This is a genomic window from Desulfoluna sp. CYM3A (genome assembly GCF_056829965.1).
Genome location: NZ_CP186556.1, coordinates 218,559 through 238,176, shown reverse-complemented (window position 1 = coordinate 238,176; position 19,618 = coordinate 218,559). Strand labels below are relative to the sequence as shown.

General features: G+C 60.0%; 25 protein-coding genes and 1 pseudogene. 18 read left to right on the top strand and 8 right to left on the bottom strand.

The genetic code is table 11. The annotated features are described in order from the left end of the window. The first annotated feature begins 442 nt into the window (after positions 1-442). The 9 genes from ACOYW1_RS01330 (at position 443) to rsgA (ACOYW1_RS01290) (ending at position 5,817) form a co-directional block, all read left to right on the top strand. Positions 443-904, top strand: coding sequence for a GNAT family N-acetyltransferase (locus ACOYW1_RS01330; RefSeq protein WP_482421366.1), 462 nt, complete (start codon positions 443-445; stop codon positions 902-904). Positions 905-1,017: 113 nt separating this feature from the next. Further along, positions 1,018-1,632, top strand: a complete 615-nt coding sequence (locus ACOYW1_RS01325; RefSeq protein ID WP_482421365.1) for an alpha/beta hydrolase — start codon at positions 1,018-1,020, stop codon at positions 1,630-1,632. Positions 1,633-2,007: 375 nt separating this feature from the next. Continuing rightward, positions 2,008-2,277 (top strand): hypothetical protein, encoded by a 270-nt coding sequence (locus ACOYW1_RS01320; protein ID WP_482421364.1) that lies wholly within the window; start codon positions 2,008-2,010, stop codon positions 2,275-2,277. A 294-nt stretch (positions 2,278-2,571) separates the two neighbouring features. Further along, on the top strand, positions 2,572-2,922 hold the full coding sequence (locus ACOYW1_RS01315; protein WP_482421363.1) for a nuclear transport factor 2 family protein: 351 nt from the start codon (positions 2,572-2,574) through the stop codon (positions 2,920-2,922). Positions 2,923-2,936: 14 nt separating this feature from the next. Beyond that, on the top strand, positions 2,937-3,266 hold the full coding sequence (locus ACOYW1_RS01310) for a hypothetical protein (protein WP_482414869.1): 330 nt from the start codon (positions 2,937-2,939) through the stop codon (positions 3,264-3,266). Positions 3,267-3,326: 60 nt separating this feature from the next. Then, positions 3,327-3,758, top strand: coding sequence for a GNAT family acetyltransferase (locus ACOYW1_RS01305; RefSeq protein WP_482421362.1), 432 nt, complete (start codon positions 3,327-3,329; stop codon positions 3,756-3,758). A gap of 12 nt (positions 3,759-3,770) precedes the next feature. Continuing rightward, complete coding sequence (locus ACOYW1_RS01300; protein WP_482421361.1) at positions 3,771-4,205, top strand: VOC family protein; 435 nt, start codon at positions 3,771-3,773, stop codon at positions 4,203-4,205. Positions 4,206-4,763: 558 nt separating this feature from the next. Further along, the gene (gene rsgA / locus ACOYW1_RS01295) at positions 4,764-5,393 is read left to right on the top strand and encodes a GTPase RsgA (protein WP_482421360.1); all 630 of its coding nucleotides are present in this window, start codon (positions 4,764-4,766) and stop codon (positions 5,391-5,393) included. Beyond that, on the top strand, positions 5,287-5,817 hold the full coding sequence (gene rsgA / locus ACOYW1_RS01290) for a GTPase RsgA (RefSeq protein ID WP_482421359.1): 531 nt from the start codon (positions 5,287-5,289) through the stop codon (positions 5,815-5,817). Before rsgA (ACOYW1_RS01295) ends, rsgA (ACOYW1_RS01290) begins: the two co-directional genes overlap by 107 nt. 322 nt (positions 5,818-6,139) lie before the next feature. On the opposite strand, the gene ACOYW1_RS01285 is transcribed toward rsgA (ACOYW1_RS01290), so the two are convergent. From ACOYW1_RS01285 to ACOYW1_RS01275, 3 genes are all read right to left on the bottom strand, one after another. Next, a complete protein-coding gene (locus ACOYW1_RS01285) occupies positions 6,140-6,673 on the bottom strand; it encodes a class I SAM-dependent RNA methyltransferase (protein WP_482421358.1) in 534 nt (177 codons plus the stop codon). 28 nt (positions 6,674-6,701) lie between these two features. Further along, the gene (locus ACOYW1_RS01280) at positions 6,702-7,301 is read right to left on the bottom strand and encodes a class I SAM-dependent RNA methyltransferase (RefSeq protein WP_482421357.1); all 600 of its coding nucleotides are present in this window, start codon (positions 7,299-7,301) and stop codon (positions 6,702-6,704) included. Between the two features lie 99 nt (positions 7,302-7,400). Beyond that, positions 7,401-8,543 (bottom strand): pyridoxal phosphate-dependent aminotransferase, encoded by a 1,143-nt coding sequence (locus ACOYW1_RS01275; protein WP_482421356.1) that lies wholly within the window; start codon positions 8,541-8,543, stop codon positions 7,401-7,403. 446 nt (positions 8,544-8,989) lie between these two features. Here ACOYW1_RS01275 and ACOYW1_RS01270 point away from each other — a divergent pair. The 7 genes and pseudogenes from ACOYW1_RS01270 to ACOYW1_RS01240 form a co-directional block, all read left to right on the top strand. Then, positions 8,990-9,208 (top strand): annotated as a pseudogene (locus ACOYW1_RS01270) (phosphagen kinase); the annotation flags it as partial. 284 nt (positions 9,209-9,492) lie between these two features. Further along, complete coding sequence (locus ACOYW1_RS01265) at positions 9,493-10,029, top strand: ATP--guanido phosphotransferase (protein WP_482423633.1); 537 nt, start codon at positions 9,493-9,495, stop codon at positions 10,027-10,029. Continuing rightward, positions 10,026-10,634, top strand: coding sequence for an MFS transporter (locus ACOYW1_RS01260; protein ID WP_482421355.1), 609 nt, complete (start codon positions 10,026-10,028; stop codon positions 10,632-10,634). Before ACOYW1_RS01265 ends, ACOYW1_RS01260 begins: the two co-directional genes overlap by 4 nt. Beyond that, positions 10,520-11,188 carry an MFS transporter gene (locus ACOYW1_RS01255; RefSeq protein WP_482421354.1) on the top strand — a complete coding sequence of 223 codons (669 nt, stop codon included), beginning with the start codon at positions 10,520-10,522 and terminating at the stop codon, positions 11,186-11,188. The genes ACOYW1_RS01260 and ACOYW1_RS01255 overlap by 115 nt, the downstream gene beginning before the upstream one ends. Before the next feature lie 294 nt (positions 11,189-11,482). Next, positions 11,483-12,262, top strand: a complete 780-nt coding sequence (locus tag ACOYW1_RS01250; RefSeq protein ID WP_482421353.1) for a superoxide dismutase — start codon at positions 11,483-11,485, stop codon at positions 12,260-12,262. Then, on the top strand, positions 12,259-12,588 hold the full coding sequence (locus tag ACOYW1_RS01245) for a bacteriohemerythrin (RefSeq protein WP_482421352.1): 330 nt from the start codon (positions 12,259-12,261) through the stop codon (positions 12,586-12,588). The genes ACOYW1_RS01250 and ACOYW1_RS01245 overlap by 4 nt, the downstream gene beginning before the upstream one ends. Before the next feature lie 105 nt (positions 12,589-12,693). Next, positions 12,694-13,107: a bacteriohemerythrin gene (locus tag ACOYW1_RS01240; RefSeq protein WP_180137027.1), complete on the top strand. Its 414-nt coding sequence runs from the start codon at positions 12,694-12,696 to the stop codon at positions 13,105-13,107. A gap of 4 nt (positions 13,108-13,111) precedes the next feature. Here the strand turns inward: ACOYW1_RS01240 and ACOYW1_RS01235 are convergent, their stop codons facing one another. From ACOYW1_RS01235 to ACOYW1_RS01215, 5 genes are read right to left on the bottom strand one after another with little or no spacing between them, the layout of a single operon-like run. Further along, positions 13,112-13,342: a TOBE domain-containing protein gene (locus ACOYW1_RS01235; RefSeq protein WP_482421351.1), complete on the bottom strand. Its 231-nt coding sequence runs from the start codon at positions 13,340-13,342 to the stop codon at positions 13,112-13,114. A gap of 37 nt (positions 13,343-13,379) precedes the next feature. After that, the gene (locus ACOYW1_RS01230) at positions 13,380-14,135 is read right to left on the bottom strand and encodes an ABC transporter ATP-binding protein (protein WP_482421350.1); all 756 of its coding nucleotides are present in this window, start codon (positions 14,133-14,135) and stop codon (positions 13,380-13,382) included. Then, entirely contained in the window at positions 14,116-15,228 is a 1,113-nt protein-coding gene (locus tag ACOYW1_RS01225; RefSeq protein ID WP_482421349.1) for an ABC transporter permease, read from the bottom strand. The genes ACOYW1_RS01230 and ACOYW1_RS01225 overlap by 20 nt, the downstream gene beginning before the upstream one ends. Then, positions 15,192-15,761 carry an ABC transporter permease gene (locus ACOYW1_RS01220; protein ID WP_482421348.1) on the bottom strand — a complete coding sequence of 190 codons (570 nt, stop codon included), beginning with the start codon at positions 15,759-15,761 and terminating at the stop codon, positions 15,192-15,194. Before ACOYW1_RS01220 ends, ACOYW1_RS01225 begins: the two co-directional genes overlap by 37 nt. After that, positions 15,758-16,774 carry a thiamine ABC transporter substrate-binding protein gene (locus ACOYW1_RS01215; RefSeq protein ID WP_218950926.1) on the bottom strand — a complete coding sequence of 339 codons (1,017 nt, stop codon included), beginning with the start codon at positions 16,772-16,774 and terminating at the stop codon, positions 15,758-15,760. Before ACOYW1_RS01215 ends, ACOYW1_RS01220 begins: the two co-directional genes overlap by 4 nt. Positions 16,775-17,177: 403 nt before the next feature. Here ACOYW1_RS01215 and ACOYW1_RS01210 point away from each other — a divergent pair, with 403 nt between their 5' ends. Beyond that, the gene (locus ACOYW1_RS01210) at positions 17,178-19,226 is read left to right on the top strand and encodes a sensor histidine kinase (RefSeq protein WP_482421347.1); all 2,049 of its coding nucleotides are present in this window, start codon (positions 17,178-17,180) and stop codon (positions 19,224-19,226) included. After that, positions 19,163-19,567 carry a response regulator gene (locus ACOYW1_RS01205; RefSeq protein WP_482421346.1) on the top strand — a complete coding sequence of 135 codons (405 nt, stop codon included), beginning with the start codon at positions 19,163-19,165 and terminating at the stop codon, positions 19,565-19,567. Before ACOYW1_RS01210 ends, ACOYW1_RS01205 begins: the two co-directional genes overlap by 64 nt. The last annotated feature ends 51 nt before the right edge of the window (positions 19,568-19,618 follow it).

Sequence of the window (19,618 nt, the reverse complement as noted above, 5' to 3'; positions counted from 1 at the left end):
TCAGGGCTCCGCCGACACAATTGAGATGCGTTCTCATCAGGAACGGTCTTTGCGGAACATTTATTCAAAAAAGCGATCTGCCGGAGGCAAGCTGAATCGTTACCCACGCTGTAACGATTCGAACGGGTTCCATCACATCCGACGCCCTCGTGTAACTATATATTTTTTAACCATTTACGCAAGGCAGAGAATCAAGGATCAGATAGAGCCGGCATGGAAAAGCTGCGAAAGGATTCCTCCGGGGCACCACAGACGCCCCAGCCTTTCCCGGCTCCTCCCTGTTTCCTATTTCCTGTTTACTATTTCCCCTTCATCCCCCAGGAAACACTTGCCAAATACCTCAAACATGCCTACGCTGTCTCCCACCTTTTTTCACACGATCACGCCCTTGCACCTGCATCCGGGAACAGAGGCTGCTGACCTAACCAACACGGACATGACCATGGATATACGTTACAGAATCATGAAAAAGGGCGATGAGCGCCGCGCCTGTGCCCTTGTTGAAACAGTATTCAATGAATTGGTGGCCCCCGGCTACAGCCCCGAGGGCATCCGGGAGTTTTTCAAGTACGCCTCCCCGGACGCCATGGCAGCCAGATCCGGTGCAGGCCAGGTGGTGATTGTTGCAGAACAGGAAGACGAGATGGTGGGGGTCATCGAGATGGTCGCCTGCAGCCATGTCTCCTTGCTCTTTGTGGGCCGCCGCGGCCAGGGAATCGCCAGGGAGCTGTTTCGCATCGCCCTGGAGGCGTGCCGAAGCATGAACCCTGAGCTGTCAGAGATCACGGTCAACTCGTCGACCTATGCACAGGCAGCCTATGAAAAACTCGGATTCACCCCCACAGGCCCGCAACAGGAAAAAAGCGGCATCGTCTTTGTACCCATGGTCTGCAACGTGAATTAACCTGCGCCATCACCGTCATGTTTTCATTGAGATGACAAGGCATCACAGAAACGTCCCTTTCATCTCTCCTTACAGTTCACCTGCGATTCACGTCAAAAAGAGAGGCGGACACCATGAACCCCATAACCATCCCCATCAGCCAGTCCACGTCAGATACGTCATCCGTTCCGGGCACCCTGCATGGTTCGGGAACAACGGCCGTCATCCTCTCCAACATGGACACCAACGATCAGGGGGAGTGGGCACCTGTGGTGGAGGCCCTGTCCTCAGGCCCCCACATGGTCGTGACCTACGACTATCCCGGCTTTTCCCTTGAGCAGTCCCCCATCCTTGAAGCGGTCATCGCCCATGTGACTGCCATGGGTGCCACCCGCATCTTCCTTGCCGGGGCGAGCAGGGGCGGTGTCGCGTCTCTCAAGGTGGCCGCAAAGCATCCCAATGACGAAAGAATCGTGGGCGTCGCAGCCCTTTCATCGCCCATTGAGCATGAAGGGACGTTTTTTTACACCGAGGAAGAGTTAAAAGCCATCTCCGTTCCCAAGCTGCTGATCAACTCCGAAGGGGATGACGGCGCAGCCGACAACCATCGCATGCTCGCCCTGTTCAGCGCGCCGAAAACCCTCGCCATCTACCCCGGTGACGGCCATGGCACCCAGATATTCGACGAGCATAAAGACGCTGCGGTTGAAACGCTGGCAACCTTCATAAACCGTGCTTTTTCAGCATAAACGACTACCAGCACGGGAGCCGCCACAGGGTGTGATCGGATTTCACAGGCTCCCCCCCCCGAATCAACCGTAACGCTGTGTCCAACAAAAAAGGCCCCAATGCCAGTTTCGCTTTCATGGCATTGGGGCCTTTCCTTTTCCTCTCTTTTTTATATTGAGACAGATTTCATGAAATCGATTCCATGTTTCACATCAGCCTCGAACCCCACAGCATAAAAAAGAAACACCAAACAAAATAAGCACTTGACCTCTCACGCCATCGTATGTGAAGTATACATTATCAACAACAGCCTGCCTTATTTCATCACCAAGCAACACTTCCATGCACGTGTACCCAGAACCCGTTTTACGGGTCACCAGACAGGAGGACCGCACATGAAACGCCATCTCGTCAAAGTTGGTATTCTCATCATGGTTTTGATTGCATTGCCTGTTTTTTCCCTGGCAGTAAAGGAAGATTCATCACGCTGCGATTGCTGGTATTATGGCTATGACGCCCAGAAAAAAGGCCACGGTCTGGAAGGCGACGGCCCAGGAGGGACAAAGGACGACTGCGACCTCATCGGTCAAAAAATGGAGTGGGAAGACGGCTGGTTCACGGCCAAGGCGCGAGAGGGAAGAAAGTGCCCATACAAAACACGATAAGTCCCTTACCGACATCATGATCCAAGGGGCAGGCATAGCACGCCTGTCCCTTGTGATGCCCCGCCCTTCCGCGATCCTGCACCCCCTCCCAGGTATTTCCCTGCTCCCCAGGGCAACCGCATTTAGATCTTGCCTCCGGCGGCCCTGCCCTGCTCCCATGCCAACCTTGCCAAAGCCCTAAAAGGGCAGTAAACTTCAAGTCATCGTCATGGGCACAGGCCCCATACTCACTCACAGGCAAGGCATCAGGTAAACACCTGATGTTTCGGAACGCCATGGGCCACAAGGAGAGTTATGCAACCGCGAGACATCGTCAAGGCATGGGTAGACGCCTTCAACAAAGGGGACGCCCACCTTATCTCAGATTTTTATGCAGAAAATGCCACCAACCACCAGATTGCAAACGAGCCTGTAACGGGCAAAGCGGCCATTGCCGAAATGTTCGCCAAAGAGTTTGCAGGCTCTGAATGTATCGTGGAACACATCTTCCAGGACGGGGAGTGGGCCATTCTGGAGTGGAAAGATCCCATCGGATTAAGGGGGTGCGGGTTTTTCCATGTCGTGGAAGACAAAATCGTATTTCAACGAGGGTATTGGGACAAGCTGAGCTTTTTGAAAGCACACAACCTGCCCATCCCGGACTGAACGGAGGCACCGACATGCCCCAGGACCCCATCAAGGACTTTGACAGGTACAGGCAACTGTTCGTTGAGCATGTCATCGACATGGAGCGCAGTGAAACGGGCCGAACGCCGACGCTCTCCCCATTGGAGGTGTGCTTTCTGGGCAGGGCAGATGTTGAAGAAGGATTCCCCTACACCGAGCTGGTCTATGGCATCCGCTTTGACTCCGACATTCGATTTTACCCGAAAACCATCCTGGCCATTGAAAAATGGGTGGATGTCTCCTCCTGCAGGCTGGTGAGCCACGACCCGTCCACCGACACCTATCATTTTGAGATCAAGCTCCTTCGACGCAACCCGGAGTAATAACAAGCCATGGAGCCCTTGGCGGCGGGCTCCGTTCTGCTCATTTGCAAAGGACACAGCATGAACATACGTTGCTTTACGGACTCGGACGCCCAAGAGGTCATCGCCCTCTGGGAGGAATGCGGACTCACCGTCCCCTGGAACGACCCGAATAAGGACATCGAGCGCAAACTGGCCGTCAAGGCCGACCTCTTTCTCGTGGGCGAGCTGGAGGGCAGTATCGTGGCCTCGGCCATGGGCGGGTACGACGGCCACCGCGGTTCCGTCAACTACCTGGCCGTGTTGCCGCACCACCAGAAAAAAGGGCTCGGGATTGCGCTCCTCAAGGAAGTGGAATCGCGCCTTGTGGAGTTGGGGTGCCCGAAGATCAACCTCATGGTCCGGGACACCAATGAACCGGTCATCTCCTTTTACGAGGGCTGCGGCTACAAAAAAGACCCGGTGGTCTGCATCGGCAAACGGCTGATACCCGACGGTGCCCCGGCAAAATAAGAAGGAGGTCCCATGGACCAGCGACTGAGCGTCATAACACTGGGCGTTGAAGACCTGGACCGATCCCAGCGGTTTTACGAAACAGGGCTGGGTTGGACCGTGGGGTCTGCGGAGGAGCAGATCCGGTTTTTTCAGCTCAACGGGGTGATCTTTGCCCTCTACCCCTGGGAAGCCCTGGCCGAAGATGCCGAGCTTCCGGCCCGCGGCTCCGGCTTTTCCGGCGTAACCCTTGCCTACTGCGCCCACTCCCGGCCCGAGGTGGAAGAAATCCTGAAACGGGCTGAACAGGCAGGGGCGCGCATCGTCAAGCCTGCCCAGGAGGTGTTCTGGGGCGGCTACTCCGGCTATTTTGCCGACCCGGACGGCCACCTCTGGGAGGTCGCCCACAACCCGTTCTGGCACCTGGACGCCAAGGGCAATGTCACCCTTGAAGCCCCCGACGCCTGATCGTCACCAGGGCCAACGCATTTAAATTTTTGCCCAGTTGTTTTCTCATGAAATATCCGGGTACATGCGTTGGCCCTGTGATCGTCACCTTGACACCTCCCCTTTCCGGGTATACATATCGGACATCCGATACACCGGCCTGACGGCCGTAACGGTGCCAGGCACCGAAAGGAGTTTTTTTTATGTTCGGAACATTCCAGGAGCTTGTATCCCCCGTTGCCGCCCGGTAACGACTGGAACAGGACTCACATCGAAGGCCCGGTTTATCTTATCTTCCGGACCATCGACTCAACGCGGGTCACACCCGCCGCATCAAGGCCCCTCAAAGGCACCGGCACCATTTGACCCATCCCATGCGTTTGCGTAAGCCCCACCTTTCGTTGCACGCCCACACCAGACGTGTACCCTCCGGACCGGCAACGGTATCCACCTAAAAATCAATAACTTGAAAATGCAGGAACGGCGATCGACCCGTCATCCCAAGGATGACGCCCCTCCCCACCACGATTTTATGTGCTGCACCACCAAACAGGTGCAGACCCTTTGGAGGGATAACCCTTGGATACCCACAACCACAAACAGACCGATATCAACCAGAACCCCATAGAAAAAACCGTCAGGGTCACAGGCGTCCGGAAGAATTTTTTCCTTGTCAGCGGAGAGACCGAATCGCTGACCACCGCCTCGGGCAGACTTTACAAACAAGCCGATGAAAACGGGCTATTCCCGGCCACCGGGGACTGGGTCCACCTCACCGACGGCAGGATCACCTCGGTGCTGCCCCGGAAAAACGCCCTGTCCAGGGGAGCTTCCGGGCGACAGGGCAAAAAAGAGAACACCCCCGTCCGCACCCAGATCATTGCCGCCAACCTGGACTGGGTCTTTATCGTCTGCGGACTGGACAGGGATTTTAACCTGCGCCGCATCGAACGCTACCTCACCCTCGTCTACAACTGCGGATGCACCCCCGTGATTATCTTGAGCAAGGCCGATCTCCACGACTCGCCCGAGCCCTTTGTGCTCGAGGTGGAGTCCGTGGCCTTCGGCGTTCCCGTGCACCCCGTCTCATCGGTTCACAAGGATGGCATCGCCGCCCTTGCCCCCTACCTGGGAGAGGGCCAGACCGTTGCCCTCCTGGGCTCCTCCGGGGCGGGAAAATCCACCCTGGTCAACTGCCTGGCGGGGTAGGGGAACAGTTACCCGGGAGGTGAGCAGCCATGTGGGCAAAGGGGTCCACACCACCACCACCCGGGACCTCATCCGCCTCCCCACGGGGGGCTCCCTCATCGACAACCCCGGCATCCGTGAAATCGCCTTCTGGGATGTGGACGACGGATCGGACAGCGCCTTTCCGGAGATCGAAGCCTGGTCCGAAGCATGCCGGTTCTCGGACTGCACCCACACGGGAGAGCCCGGATGCAGGGTGCGGGAAGCCTGCCGTACCGGCGAGCTGGACGAAGGTCGGCTGGAGAGCTACCTCAAGCAGAAACGCGAGCTGGCCTACCTCTCCGACAGGCAGACCAAAAGCGCGGACCGAATTGAAAAAGAGCGGTGGCAATGGGTTGCCCAGGAGATGAAACAGATGAAAAAAAGGGGACAGATCAAACGATGAGACGTGGTACCTAAATTCAGTTCAAAAGCGCCTCCGGCGGCCCTGCCGGGGGCCAAACGTTTAATCCGCCTTCGCCCAAGGGCTACGGCGCGACAAGAAAGTTTGACAAACAGGTCTGACGAGCGACTTCGACCGGCCTTAAGTTACCGACAAGTCGACTTTTCTAAACATAACGAACATGCCTCGCCGTCTGCCATTCAGCCCCAACCGGGCTAAGCGGCAGAAGGCGAGGCAACCTGCTCTGATCAGGCTGTCCATGGCCTTGTTCCCCGGGATGGAGCCATGGGCAATGCCCACCGGCTGTCGCTCAGCCCTGACACCTTCACCGTTTCTGCAGCACCCCAAGCACTTCCACGTGGGGGGTATGGGGAAAAAGGTCCAGTGGCTGGACTTCGGTGAGGGAGAACCCTTTTTTACGGGCCTGGGCAGCATCCCGGATAAAGTGGGGAAGATCGCACGACACGTAAAGAATCATGCGGATGGAAGGAAACATCTTGAGGAATCGGGGAAGACCTGAAAATCCTGCCCGGGGAGGGTCCATGACCAGGATCTCGGGGTTGGGTATGGCCCCGGCAAGGGCCGCCCATCTCCGGGGCTTGAACAGATCGACGGCCACCACGGTAACACCGGGCAGGCCCCGTTCGGCAAGGGGCAAAACCGCGTTGCCCGCCACCTCCGAGGCACACACCTGAGAAAACCCCATGGCCGAGATCACTTCGGTGAAATTCCCGGAGCCTGCAAACAGTTCCAGGATAGGCACGGCGCGGTCTTCGGCGTGGAGGCGGTCCCTCAGCCACGCCTTCATGACCCGGTTCTGGGCCTCGTTGCCCTGCCTGAAGGGGCGTCTGCGGTTCAACGGAAGGGTATCAAGGGTGGTATCGCTGTCAATGTCGAGGTAGTTCCAGGTAAACCCCGCTGGCGAAGCCCAGCAGTGGGTCAGTGGGAAGTTCGCCTTTGAGTCGGTGAAACAGGGCCCGGGTGGGCCCGTCCAGCACCGGGCAGTCGGACACGGAAACCAGGGTGCGGGTCACGGGCGAGACATACCCGATTGCCCTCCCGTCGGTCTTGAACTGGGCGCGGTTCCGGTACCCGAGTACCGCCGTGGATCCCATGACAGGGCGGATCGCCGTTGAATCTGACGAAAACCCAGCCCGCTCCAGCTGGTAACGGACCTGGCGCTCTTTCTCCCGGAGCTGGGCCTCGTAGGAGACGAACATCCAGGGGCAGCCCCCGCACAAACCAACCCCAAAGCCGTGGTGGGAACAGGCGGCATCCACGCGATGGGGGGAGGGCCTCCTCAGGGTAACTAGCCGGGCGTGGCCGTAGCGCGTCTCAAGGTCCGTAATCTCAAACAGCCCCGCATCCCCCGGCCAGGTCCCGGGCACGAACAACACGCCGCCCCCGGGGTGGTCGCAGACACCAAACCCTTTGATCCCCAGGGACCGTATCGTCCCTTCAAACCGTGACCCCACGCCACCGCTCATATCACAGCCCCTCTGTCCTTCCCCCCTCGCCCTCGCCTTCCACCTTGGCCTCCACCCCTCACGCTTAGCCTTTAGCCTTTCGCCCTTAGCCCTTCCCCCTTAGCCTTTCGCCTTAAAATATCCCTCAAGCCGATCCATGGCCTTTTCGATGTTCTCAAGGGAGTTGGCGTACGAGAAGCGCAGGTAGCCCTCGGCGTTTTTGCCGAAGTCAATGCCGGGGGTGACCCCCACGTGGGCATTTTCCAGGATGTCGAAGGCGAGCTTGTAGGAGTCCATGGAGATGTGCTTGGCGTTGGCAAAGACGTAAAAGGCGCCGGTGGGGGGCACGGTGATCCCCAGGCCCATGGCCCGGAGGCGCTCAATCATGTAGAGCCGCCGTTTGTTGTAGATCTCCTTCATGCGCTGGGTGTCGGCCTTGGCCTCTTTCAGGGCGGCGATGCCTGCCACCTGGGCTGAGGCGTTCACCGAAATGAAAAAGTTCTGCTGGATCTTCTGCAGGGGGCGCATAAAGGCTTCCGGGGCGATGACGTAACCCAGGCGCATGCCGGTCATGGCGTAGAGCTTGGAAAAGCCGTTGAGGACAAAGGCGTTATCCGTAAACTCCAGCATGGTGTGCTCTTCCCCTTCGTAGACCAGGCCGTGGTAAATCTCATCGGAGACAATGGCCGGGCCGAGCTTTGCGATACGCTCCATGCGGTCCGTAGAGAGAAGGTTGCCCGTGGGGTTGGACGGGGAGTTCAGAAAAATCGCCTTGGTGCGGTCCGTCATCCGCTTTTCGATCTCGGCCACCCGAAGCTCAAACCCGTCTGCTTCGGTGACGGGAACTGCCACGGGCACACCCCCGACAAACTTGATGAAGTTGGGGTAGCAGGCGTAGCCGGGATCCGACAGGATCACCTCGTCGCCGGCCTCCAGCATGGCGGAAAAAACGGAAAAAATGGCCGGAGAGGTCCCCTGGGTCACCATCACGCGATGGGGGGACACGCTCACCCCGTAGGTCTCGTCGTAGTACTCGCAGATGGCTTCCCGGAGCTCCATCATCCCCAGGCTGTGGGTGTAGTGGGTATGTCCCTCGTTGATGGCTTTGCAGGCCGCGGCCTTCACGCAGTCCGGGGTGTCGAAGTCGGGCTCGCCCACCTCCAGGTGAATGACATCCACGCCGTCGCGCTCCATCTCCTTGGCACGTTCCAGTACATCCATCACGATAAACGAGGTCATCTCCTCGGCTCTTTTGGCGATCATCACTCCTCCTGCTCAGCTGCGTCATCTCGGGTCAAAGGGCGGTCGCCCCACACGGTTCTAAACCCTTATTTGTAGCATATCCGGGCCTCTGGTTCTACGATTATGGATGGACGACGGCCAAGGCTTTGGCCTCCGGCGGCCCTGCCGGGGGCCAAACTTTTGAAAAGTTTGACAAACAGGTTTAGGCCAATCGCCCCAAAGCCTTGGCGGGTGCCCTCACCCTGAGGAACGAAGGGAGAGGGGCCGTAACATAGTCGGATCGTCCCTGGCCGCCGGAGGCCTGCTTTGTGAACCGACTTTAACCATAGAAGGCATTGTTTTATTTTTTCCTGAACACTGACTGCCCCGTGAAGCGCCCGGGCCCACATGCTTTTTGTCTTCGGTTGTGATATATACAGTGACTTTGCACAAACGCATGACTGTGGACTGAAAAGGGTGAGGATTTCATGGAAGAAAAAGGGTTTCCCGCATTCGGGACCGGATGTGCGTCGCTTCTCAGCAGGCACCTGACCCGCCGTGTGTGGGAGGAGTTGAAGGATCTGGAGACAGGGTCGGGCTACACTGCCGTAGACCTCATCCGCTCCGGTGTGGAACAGCAGGAGAGCTCCGTGGGTGTCTACGCAGGGGACGCGGAGTCCTACGACCTGTTTTCCCCATTGCTCACCCCGGTTGTCCGGGAGTACCACGGCAATGCAGGCCCTCACCCCGCACCGGACTACTCCCTGGCCCACCTGCCCGAACTCAGCGCTTCGGCAGCAAGCAAAATCATCTCCACCCGGGTGCGGGTCGGGCGAAACCTTGCGGGCTTTCCCCTGGGGCCTGCCATCTCTCCCGGCCAGCGCCGTGAGGTGGAGGAGAGGATCAAGGCCGCCCTTGCCCGGCTCCCCGAGCACCTCCAGGGCTCCTACCATCCCCTGCCGGAGATGGACCGGCCCTTCGCGACGACCTCATCGAGCGCCACCTTCTCTTCAAGAACGAGGACCGCTTTCTCCTGTCGGCGGGCCTTATGCGGGACTGGCCCGAGGCCCGGGGTCTTTTTCTCTCCCACGACGAAGCCTTCAGCGTCTGGGTCAACGAAGAGGACCAGCTCAGGATCATCTCGCTTCAGAAGGGGGGTGACGTCACGGAGGTGTTCAAGCGCCTGGCCGACGGTGTGGCCGCCCTCTCCTCCCATCTGGACTTCTTGACCCACCCGCGCCTGGGCTCCCTCACCAGCTGCCCCACCAACCTGGGCACGGCCATGCGTGCCAGCGTGCACATGAAGCTCAAGGGGCTGGCTGAAGACGAAGAAGCCCTTCACAAGGAAGCCAACGCCTTAGGGCTCCAGGTCCGGGGAATCCACGGGGAGCACTCCGAAGGCCGCGGGGGGATCTACGACATCAGCAACCGCATGCGTCTGGGCGTTACCGAGGCCGCGGCCCTGGGCCATCTCATCGACGGCATTGCCCGGCTTGCCCTGCTGGACGACGAGGCCTCCGCCTCATGAACCCCAAGGATCGAAAAATCTTCATCACCCTCTTCATGTCCATCTTCTCGGCAGTGACCGGGGTGGGCATCGTCATCCCGCTGCTCCCGGTTTACGCCCACGAGCTGGGGGCCAGCGGCCTGTACATCAGCATGATCTTCGGGGCGTTTTCCATCTCCCGCACCCTGGTCCTCCCCTGGTTCGGCAAGACCTCGGACCGCATCGGACGAAAGCCCTTTATCCTTCCGGGCCTCCTCTTTTACGCCCTGGTCTCTTTGGGGTTCATGATCTCAAGCTCCGTGGGCACCCTCATCGGGCTCCGGTTTCTCCAGGGCATTGCCTCGGGCATGATCATGCCCGTGTCCCAGGCCTATGTGGGGGACATCACCCCCAAGGGGAAAGAGGGTTTTTACATGGGGCTCTTCAGCATGGCCATGTTCCTGAGCCTGAGCATGGGTCCCCGACGGGGGCTTTATCAACCGACGACGGCCTGGACGCGGCCTTTCTCGGCATGGGGATCCTTGCCGTGGCCGCCTTTGTCATGGCCCTGGTCTTCCTCCCCCCGGTGGCCGAAGAGCGATGCACCGCCACCCGCAACGAATCCATCGCCGTCATGGGCCTTTTGAAAGACCGCCTCATCCTGGCCCTCGTCTCCTTCCGGCTGGTCTACACCACCTGCGTGGGGATGATCTGGTGCTTTCTTCCCCTGTACGTGGACGTCACCTTCGGCCTGGGAAGCGCCGAAACCGGGATCCTCGTCATGATGATGGTCCTTGCAGGGGGCCTGCTCCACATCCCCATGGGCCTGGTGGCGGACCGCATGAACCGGAAACTCCTGGTGGGAGTCGGCGGCCTGTTCATCGTGGGCTCCATGGTGCTCTGCCACCAGGCCACGGGATTCTACAGCCTCCTAGGGGCCGTGATTGTCTTCGGTATCGGCGGGGGCACCTCCCTTCCTGCCCTCTCGGCCCTGGCCGTGGAACGGGGCCGGGAGGTCAAGGGCATCGGGTCAGTCATGAGCCTTCTCACCATGGCCCACAGCCTGGGCATGCTCCTGGGCTCCCTCATCGCCGGGGTCACCATGGACCTGCTGGAACTTCGCCTTGCCTTTCCCATGGGCGCCCTCATCATGGCCGCGGGCCTCATTCACTTCACCTGGCTGAGCCTTTCCCGTGAATAAACGGCTCCTTGCCATCAGTTGCCTCCGGCGGGTCGCTTTTTGAAAAAAGCTCCGCAAAAACGTTCCGGTAAAACATAAAAATAAAGCCTGTTTGTCAAACTTTTCGGAAGTTGCTCGGCAGGGCCGCCGGAGGCAAAACTTAAATGCGTTTGACCTGGTTCCCTGCCACTGTGGAGTTGCGAAGCAGACCCGACTCAGGTATAAATAGAAGTATATCAATCCTTTTTCCCACATCCTTTTGAGACATCGCCACACCGTCTCCCGTTTACGAATCCATACAGATGAGGCCATGCCATGCCCATGTCGTCGACGTATTGTCACTGGATCATCCCGCGAGGCGTTCGATTCGCCGTGCTCTTCGCGACCCTGCTTGCCCTCCTGATCGCATGCAGCTCCGAACCCAAGGGTCCTGCCCTTACCCTGGCACCCCTGCCCTGGCCTTCAGACGCCCTGGAGCCGCTCATCTCCCAGCGCACCATGGAGCTGCATCACGGCAAACACCACGCCGCCTACGTGGACAAGGCCAACAAGCTCATCGCCAACAGCCGGTACGAAGGAAAACCCGTTGAGGAGATCCTTGCGGCGACCCGGGGAAAAAAGAGATACACGGCCCTGTTCAACAACACGGCCCAGGCCTGGAACCACGCCTTTTTCTGGACATGCCTCACCCCGGAAGGCAACGCAAAGCCCGAAGGCGCCCTGGCCGAAGCCATCAACACGGAGTTCGGGGGATGGAATGCCTTTCGGAGTGAATTCCTCGAAGCGTCCCTCTCCCATTTCGGCAGCGGCTGGGTATGGCTGGTTACGGACAAGGGCGCCCTTCGCATCCTCACCACGGTCAATGCAGACACCCCCGTTGCCCAAGGTCTCACCCCTCTTTTTACCATTGATCTGTGGGAACACGCCTACTACCTCGATGTGCAGAACAAACGAAAGGCTTACGTGGAAGGTGTTTTTGACGGATTGGCAAACTGGAAGGAAGCAGAAAAGCGATACAACGCCGGAAATCCCTATCTGATATGCTCAAAGACCATAAAATATGCATGTACCCCTCACCCGGGAGGCAGCCCATGACAGACCCGTTGGTATGGACCGAAGCGATCTCGGTAAACATCCCGGATATCGACAGCCAGCACAAGGCCCTGTTCGACATCATCAACGACCTCATCGCCATCCATGAAAGGGGCGGGGACCCCAATGAAATCCTCACACAGATCGGGCGCCTCATGGACTACTCAGACCGCCACTTCCTCACCGAAGAGAACCTCATGGTCAAGCACAACTTTCCCGGGTTTGCGGAACACAACAAGGCACACATGGCCTACATGGAGCAGGTGGACCTGTTCATCAACGAGTACAGGGCCGACACACAGGGCCTGCTTTACGACATGCTCAACTGACTCGACTGGTGGTGCCCATGTCTCGCACACGGACACCCTGTACGCCCACCACATCCACTCCGGCTGAAGGGGCCGCATGACAACACGTCAACACAGGAGAACATCATGGTATCCATGTTGAACTGGACCGACGACATGCTGGTCCACATTGACGAAATCGATGATCAGCACAGGAACCTGTTCCTGCTCATCAACCGCCTCATCATCCACAAGCGCAACCAGGGGCGCCGCGAGGAGCTCCTGGACCTCATCCGGGTCCTCGTGGCCTTTGCCCAGACCCACTTCCGCACCGAAGACCACCACATGGCCGAGACCAGTTATCCCCTGGCCGTGGCCCACAGCAAAGAGCACTCGAAGTTTACAGAGCGGATCAAAGAGTTTGCCTCGGATTATGAAAAGGGCGTCGAAGACCTCTCGGACAAGATGCTCTCCTTTCTGAGGTTCTGGTGGACCACCCACGTGGCCGACTCCGACAAAAAATTCGCCGCCTACCTCAGAAACGAGGGGTACATCCCCTGACGCTTCACTCCCCTTGAAAAAACCGCGCCCGGTCGGCCCCCACCGCCAGGTGGCCTTTTTTGCCTGCGGTCCACCGGGTGTCGGCCGGTTCAAACACAACCACCCTGTGGGCCCCTGCGGCCCCATGAACCAGGGACCATCCCCCGCAATACTCCACCCGCGTCACCGCAAAGGGAAGTCTCCCCGGAGCGGGCTCCCCGTGAAGCGTCACATGATGGGGCCGGAAAAACAGCACCCCGTTCCCATCCTCTCCCTCTGCAGGTACGACTCTCTCACCCTTCCTCGGTGACAAACCACCCTGCCTGAAGGCGCCCTTCAAGGGTGTTGGAAAGTCCCAGGAACGTCCCGGTAAAAAGGTTCTCCGGGCTCTCGTACAGGGACCGGGGGCTGCCGGTCTGGAGAATCCCTCCCTGCTTCATAACGGCGATGCGGTCCGAAAGGGTCAGGGCCTCCTCCTGGTCGTGGGTCACGTAGAGGGTGGTGAGGGAGAGGCGGTCGTGGACCTCCCTGATCTCCCGACGCAAATCGATGCGAAGTCTTGCGTCCAGGGCCGAAAGGGGCTCGTCCAGTAGCAGCACCGACGGGCTCGGGGCAATGGCCCGGGCCAGGGCCACCCGCTGCTGCTCCCCGCCGGAGAGGGTGGCGGGAAAGTCATCGGCCTTGTCCGTGAGGCGGACCAGGTCCAGGAGTTCCCTCACCCTTGCTTCCCTGCCTGCCTTGTCCATGTGCCTCAGCTTCAGCCCGTAGGCCACGTTGTCGGCCACCCGCATGTGGGGAAACAGGGCGTAGTCCTGGAACACCATGCCGATGCCCCGCTTTTCAGGGGCCAGTCCGGAGATCTCGTCCCCGTTTAAGGCAATGCTTCCGCCGTCGGCGGGTTCCAGCCCCGCCACCATGCGCAGGAGGGTCGATTTCCCGCACCCGGACGGGCCGATCACCGACAGAAACTCCCCCCGGGCCACGGTGAGGTCCACCCGCAACTCAAAATCGCCGTAGGTCCGAAACAGGTCAGTTACGTTCAGGGTCAAGGCTCTCTCCTCCCATCCATTCAAGCAGTAAAAAACAGCCCGCACACAGCCCCATGAGAAGAGCACCCAGGGCACAGGCGGCAAAGTAGCGATACGCCCCGATGAGTCGGTACAGGGCAAGGGGAATGGTCACGGTATCGGCCCGTGCCAAAATCAGGGTGGCGTTGATCTCTCCCATGGAGAGGGCAAAGGCAAAACAGGCCCCGCCAACCAGGCCGGACCGGATCAGGGGCAGCTCCACGGTTAAAAAGGTACGAAAGGGCCCGGCACCCAGGGTACGGGCCGCCTGGGGCAGGGAGGGGCTGATGCGCTTGAGGGAGGCGGACACAGACCGAAGCACAAAGGGGTAGGTCACCACCACGTGGGCCGCCACCACCGCGACCCGGCTTCCGCTGTAATCGGGAAAAAAAAGGGCCAGGCACTTGAAATAGCCCAGGCCGAGGACCACGGAGGAGACCCCCATGGGAAGCATCATGGCCGTCTCCGTGAGCCGCCCCAGAGGCCCCTTGCTCCGGGTGGTGACCCAGGCCGCGGCAAGGCCCAGGGGCAAGGCGGCACAGACGGTAAGCCCTGCAAAGGTGAGGCTGTTTTTCACCGCCGCAAGGGAGAGAGACGGCCCGGTGTCCGTAAAGAGCATCCCGTACCACTTCAGGGTCCACACCAAAGGACCGGAACGGGAGGTCTGGGCCAGGAAGGACCGGCCCACAAGGGCCAGAAGAGGCGAGGCCACCACCAGGACCACCATGAGGATATAAAGGCCCCACACCAGGCGCACCGGTCCCGTCAGGCGCGTGGTGCCGCGCCGGGCGGCCTGGCCCCTTACCACATAACTTGCCCGGTGCTGCATCTTCACGGTGAGAAAAAGAAGGGCCAGGGTGAGCACGGCCCCCACCACGGCAAGGGCCGGTGGGGTGGGGAAGGCCGTGCGGGCAGCCCGGTAGATCTCCACCTCGATGGTGGTGTACCGGGGCCCGCCCCCGGCGCCAAACTTCATGAAACAGAAGAGGTAAATAAGCCCGGCGGCGGAAAAGATGGCGGGCAGGAGCCCGGGCAGGGTCACGGTGAAAAAGGTGCGATAAGGCCCGGCACCCAAGGTGCGTGCCGCCTGGGCCGGGCCGTCGTTGTGCCGTTCCCAGAACGAACCGATGAGCCGCGCGGCCAGGGGAAAATTGACAGGATGATGGCGGAAAATGAGTAGAGAATGGGAAAGGGGGGCCGCTTCAGGTCCAGCATCCCCATGGCGAACCGGTTGAGCACCCCGCTGTTGCCGTAGAAAATCACAAAGGCCAGCACCACGAGAATGGAGGGAAGCACAAAGGGAATGGCGGTGAGGGCTTTGAGCAGCCGCTTACCACGAAAGGAGGCCCGGCCCAGCAGCCAGGCCCCGGGCAATCCAAGAATCAGGGAGACCACCGTACTCACCAGGGCCTGCCACAGGGTAAACCCGATGACCCGGAAGGTGTAGGGGCTTGAGAAGAGACGCACAAAGGGCGAGGGTCCCGCCCCCCCGTCAAGGGCCTCCATCAGGATCACCGACAGGGGGAAGTAAAAAAGAATCAGGGTAGGAACGAGGGGCACGAGCCAGAGAAGCCGCGCCCCCCACCCCCTGTGCGATGACAGGATCATTTCGAGACTGTATCCACCCAGGTAGAGATCCAAGATTCGTTTTTGGTCATGATCTCAACAGGAGAAAGCTGGAGGTTTTTCCCGGGCTTCACCGCGTGGGAGAAGCTCTCGGGAAGGGGGGTGGCGCTGTTGGCCGGGAACATGATGTTGGTTAAGGGAATCTCCTTCTGGAAGGTCTCGGAGAGCATGAAGTCGATAAAGGCCTCGGCGGCCTTGCGATGGGGTGCCCCCTTGAGGATCCCGGCCCCTTCGATCTGCATGTAGTGTCCCTCTTCAAAGGCCGCGGCCTTGTAGCGGTCGCTCTTTTCAAAGGCCACATGGTAGACGGGGCTACTGCTGTAGCTCAGCACCACCGGGGCTTCGCCGTTGGTAAAGAGACCGTAGCCGGAGCTCCAGCTGTCGGTGATGGTGAGGATGCTGGGGGTCAGGCGCTTCCAGTAATCGGCAAAATTGTCGCCGTAGGCCGACACGGTCCAGAGCAGAAAACCCAGGCCGGGGCCGGAGGTGCGGGGGTCCATGAGGATAACGGACTTTTTGAAACGCTCGGAGGTCAGGTCTTCCAGGCTCTTGGGAGGATTCTTGACCACCTCGCTGTCGTAGATCAGGGCAAAGTAGCCGTAATCAAAGGGCGTTACCTGGAACTCGGGGTCAAACCGAAGGGCCTCGGGCACCTGATCGATCCCCTTGGAGCGGTAGGGGGACAGGACATCGGCTTTCCTGGCCTTGGCCAGCAGGTTGTTGTCGATGCCGATGACCACGTCGGCCCTGGGGTGATCCTTCTCCAGCATGGCGCGCTGGAGCACCTGGCCGGAGCTGCCCACGGAGATCAGCTCCACCTTGATCCCGGTCATCTTCTCAAAGGAGGGAATCACCTTGGGGGCCAGGCCCCACTCCGAGGCAAAGGAGTCGTAGGTGTAAATCACCAGTGTGTCGTCATTTTTTTCATCCGCGGCATAGGCGGGCAGTGCGGAAAGGCACAGGCACAGCACGGCCAGCATCACTCGTTTCATCATGGGTACCCCTCGTTTTCTCTTTGAATTCAAAAAGGTTTGCAAAAACGTCTCTAAAACACCCTGCGGGCCATGGACGCCACGGCACGCTTCACGTTTATATTCGAGGCCTTTGTCCTGTCGGCCGGGATCTGTCGGTGGCTGGCTCTTAAGTAGTCGGTGACAGCGGCCCCTGTCAACGGCTTTCTGGTGAAATCCGTACAGGTCCCGGCGGGAAAGGGGCTGCCCCGGATTTCATTTTTCAGAGTCCCCTCCGCCAGGGAAGTATGGTATACATAAAGGATCTGATTCCCCCCGTGACATCGCGTTTCCCCGCTCCATGGCACCCTTTTGCCGCACCGCCCTCCCGTTGTCCTGAAATGCCCTCGCCCCTTTGAAAGTCGTAACATCAAGGGACACAACCGTTATGACCCCTGCCCCCAGACATCGCCGGGGCCGCCCATGGCCCGGGACACGGCCTGCCGTTATGTGGGGCATGGTGCTCCTCCTGACCTGGCTGCCGTCGCCGGTGTTCTCTGTCCCCGGACCGGAGCCGCCCCCCGCGCCTGTCAGGGTGCTTCTCCTCTTCTCCTACCACCAGAGCCTGGTGTGGGAAGAAGAGATCTACAACGCCGTCAAGGAGGGGCTGAAGAACGCCCCCTACCCCGTGGACCTTCACGTTGAGCACATGGATACCAAAAGGACGCCCTACGACCCGTCCTACGAAGCCCAGCTCTCGGACCTGTTCCGGCACAAGTTCTCCCACCGCCCTCCGGACCTTGTCATCGCCTGCGACAACAACGCCTTTGAGTTCATGCGCACCCGCCACAAGGCCCTTTTCCCCAAAACGCCGGTGGTCTTCTGCGGCGTCAACTTTTTCCACGACGAACAGATCGAAGCCCTGCCCCTCTTCACCGGGGTGGCCGAAGCCTTTGATGCCCCCCGGACCCTGGACATCGCCCTGGCCATTCACCCGGATGCCACCCACGTTTACGTCCTCAACGACCACCTGCCCACGGGGGTGGCCTGGGCCCAAACCATCCGAGAACAGTTGCGGCCCTATGAAGAGCGCCTTGCCATCACCTACCTTCCGGACCTGACCATGGAAAACCTGGAAAAGCGTCTGGCCGCCTTGCCCGACACGGCCATCCTCCTTATGGGGGTCTCTCTCGGACGCACAACGGCTCCACGAGCAGGAGCTGGAGCCCTGCGTCGGCTGCCCTCTACCTGCGCCTCCTGGACCTTCTTGCCCTGGGCGGCGGGGCCGCCTCGGGCGACCTGCACATCGACCAGCAGCAGGAGACCGGCAACATTGGCCAAAAAGGTGTTGTCAGGGACGCCCCCCTTTGCCATCCCCGTGGTCAAGAGCGGAGCCAACCGCAACCTGTTCGACCACCGCCAGCTGGAGCGATTCGGAATCTCCGAGCATCTCCTTCCCCGTGAAAGCACCCTGGTTCACCGCCCCTTCTCCTTTTACGCCACCTACAAGACCCTGGTGTGGCTGGTGGGCGCCTACACCCTGCTTATCTCCACGGGCATCTGCCTGCTCCTCGTCCACCTGTCGGGCCGCAGGAAGGTGGCCCGCGCCCTGGAGCAGTCCCGAACCCTTCTGGAGCAGAAGGTCCATGAACGAACCGCCCAGTTCAAACGGGCCAAGGAGGAGGCCGAGGCGGCCAACCGGGCCAAAAGCACCTTCCTTGCCCACATGAGCCACGAGCTGCGGACCCCCCTTAATGCCATCATCGGGTTTTCCGGCCTCATCAAGCAGGAGAAGAACCTCCCGGGCCGTCACGTGGAGAGCCTGGAGATCATCCTGAAAAACGGGGAACACCTCCTGGACCTGATCAACGATGTGCTGGAATTCACAAAGATCGAGTCAGGGGACATCTCCGTGGTCAATGCCCCCTTCCACCTGCAAAACGGCCTGGCCTCCATCCTCCAGGTCGTTTCCCACCGGGCCAAAGAGAAAGAGATCGAATTTCACTGCACCTGGCAGGAGGGGCTCCCCGAGGTTATCGTGGGGGACCGGCTCCGTCTTCGCCAGGTGCTGATGAACCTTCTGGGCAACGCCCTGAAATTCACCAGGACAGGCTATATCCACCTGTATGTCAGCCACCGCCCGTGCCCTGGGGACAAGGACCTGACGGACCTCTTCTTTTACGTTGAGGACACAGGCCAGGGCATCCCGTCAGAAGATCTCGCCGACATCTTCGCCCCCTTTGCCCAGGGCAGGCGCATGCCCCACAACAAGCCGGGCAGCGGCCTCGGCCTCACCATCTGCCGCCAGCTGGCCCGCCTCATGTCTGGCGACATCACTGGCCGGGCCCCCGGCACCCTGCGCTTGCCCTGCGCACCCGAAAGGTGGCCCCCCCTTGTGCCCCGTCCAGGCAGCGGTCCGCCGACGGTAAGGAGATGCCAACGGAGACCCGGCGCATCCTGGTGGTGGACGACAACGCCGCCAACCGCCTCTTCCTGAAACGCCTTCTCGCCTCCGCAGGCTTTGAGGTCATCTGCGCCGTGGACGGCCAGGAGGCCGTTGACCGGTTCCAGGACATCCGGCCCCACTTGGTCTTCATGGACCTGCGGATGCCGGTGATGGACGGCATAGAAGCCACCAAGCTTATCAAGGCCACCCCCGAAGGGGCCGTCACCCCGGTCATCGCCCTGACGGCATGCACCTTCGGCATGGACCGGCAAAAAGCCCTGGAGGCCGGATGCGATGACTTCCTGGGCAAGCCCTTTAAAAAGGCCGCCCTCTTTGCCCTTATGGAGACCTACCTCTCCCCGCCCAAAACCGACTGCCCGGACGAGCACTAAAAAACGCCCTGCTCGGTCCGGGAACCGGGGGCGTTTTTTGGGATAAAACGG

Excerpts from the sequence above, each read along its gene's own strand:
- ACOYW1_RS01330 (WP_482421366.1), top strand. The coding sequence starts at position 443 with ATGGATATACGTTACAGAATCATGAAAAAGGGCGATGAGCGCCGCGCC.
- ACOYW1_RS01325 (WP_482421365.1), top strand. The coding sequence starts at position 1,018 with ATGAACCCCATAACCATCCCCATCAGCCAGTCCACGTCAGATACGTCA.
- ACOYW1_RS01320 (WP_482421364.1), top strand. The coding sequence starts at position 2,008 with ATGAAACGCCATCTCGTCAAAGTTGGTATTCTCATCATGGTTTTGATT.
- ACOYW1_RS01315 (WP_482421363.1), top strand. The coding sequence starts at position 2,572 with ATGCAACCGCGAGACATCGTCAAGGCATGGGTAGACGCCTTCAACAAA.
- ACOYW1_RS01310 (WP_482414869.1), top strand. The coding sequence starts at position 2,937 with ATGCCCCAGGACCCCATCAAGGACTTTGACAGGTACAGGCAACTGTTC.
- ACOYW1_RS01305 (WP_482421362.1), top strand. The coding sequence starts at position 3,327 with ATGAACATACGTTGCTTTACGGACTCGGACGCCCAAGAGGTCATCGCC.
- ACOYW1_RS01300 (WP_482421361.1), top strand. The coding sequence starts at position 3,771 with ATGGACCAGCGACTGAGCGTCATAACACTGGGCGTTGAAGACCTGGAC.
- rsgA (WP_482421359.1), top strand. The coding sequence starts at position 5,287 with ATGGCATCGCCGCCCTTGCCCCCTACCTGGGAGAGGGCCAGACCGTTG.
- ACOYW1_RS01280 (WP_482421357.1), bottom strand. The coding sequence starts at position 7,301 with ATGAGCGGTGGCGTGGGGTCACGGTTTGAAGGGACGATACGGTCCCTG.
- ACOYW1_RS01275 (WP_482421356.1), bottom strand. The coding sequence starts at position 8,543 with ATGATCGCCAAAAGAGCCGAGGAGATGACCTCGTTTATCGTGATGGAT.
- ACOYW1_RS01260 (WP_482421355.1), top strand. The coding sequence starts at position 10,026 with ATGAACCCCAAGGATCGAAAAATCTTCATCACCCTCTTCATGTCCATC.
- ACOYW1_RS01255 (WP_482421354.1), top strand. The coding sequence starts at position 10,520 with ATGGGGATCCTTGCCGTGGCCGCCTTTGTCATGGCCCTGGTCTTCCTC.
- ACOYW1_RS01250 (WP_482421353.1), top strand. The coding sequence starts at position 11,483 with ATGCCCATGTCGTCGACGTATTGTCACTGGATCATCCCGCGAGGCGTT.
- ACOYW1_RS01245 (WP_482421352.1), top strand. The coding sequence starts at position 12,259 with ATGACAGACCCGTTGGTATGGACCGAAGCGATCTCGGTAAACATCCCG.
- ACOYW1_RS01240 (WP_180137027.1), top strand. The coding sequence starts at position 12,694 with ATGGTATCCATGTTGAACTGGACCGACGACATGCTGGTCCACATTGAC.
- ACOYW1_RS01220 (WP_482421348.1), bottom strand. The coding sequence starts at position 15,761 with ATGATCCTGTCATCGCACAGGGGGTGGGGGGCGCGGCTTCTCTGGCTC.
- ACOYW1_RS01215 (WP_218950926.1), bottom strand. The coding sequence starts at position 16,774 with ATGATGAAACGAGTGATGCTGGCCGTGCTGTGCCTGTGCCTTTCCGCA.
- ACOYW1_RS01210 (WP_482421347.1), top strand. The coding sequence starts at position 17,178 with ATGACCCCTGCCCCCAGACATCGCCGGGGCCGCCCATGGCCCGGGACA.
- ACOYW1_RS01205 (WP_482421346.1), top strand. The coding sequence starts at position 19,163 with ATGCCAACGGAGACCCGGCGCATCCTGGTGGTGGACGACAACGCCGCC.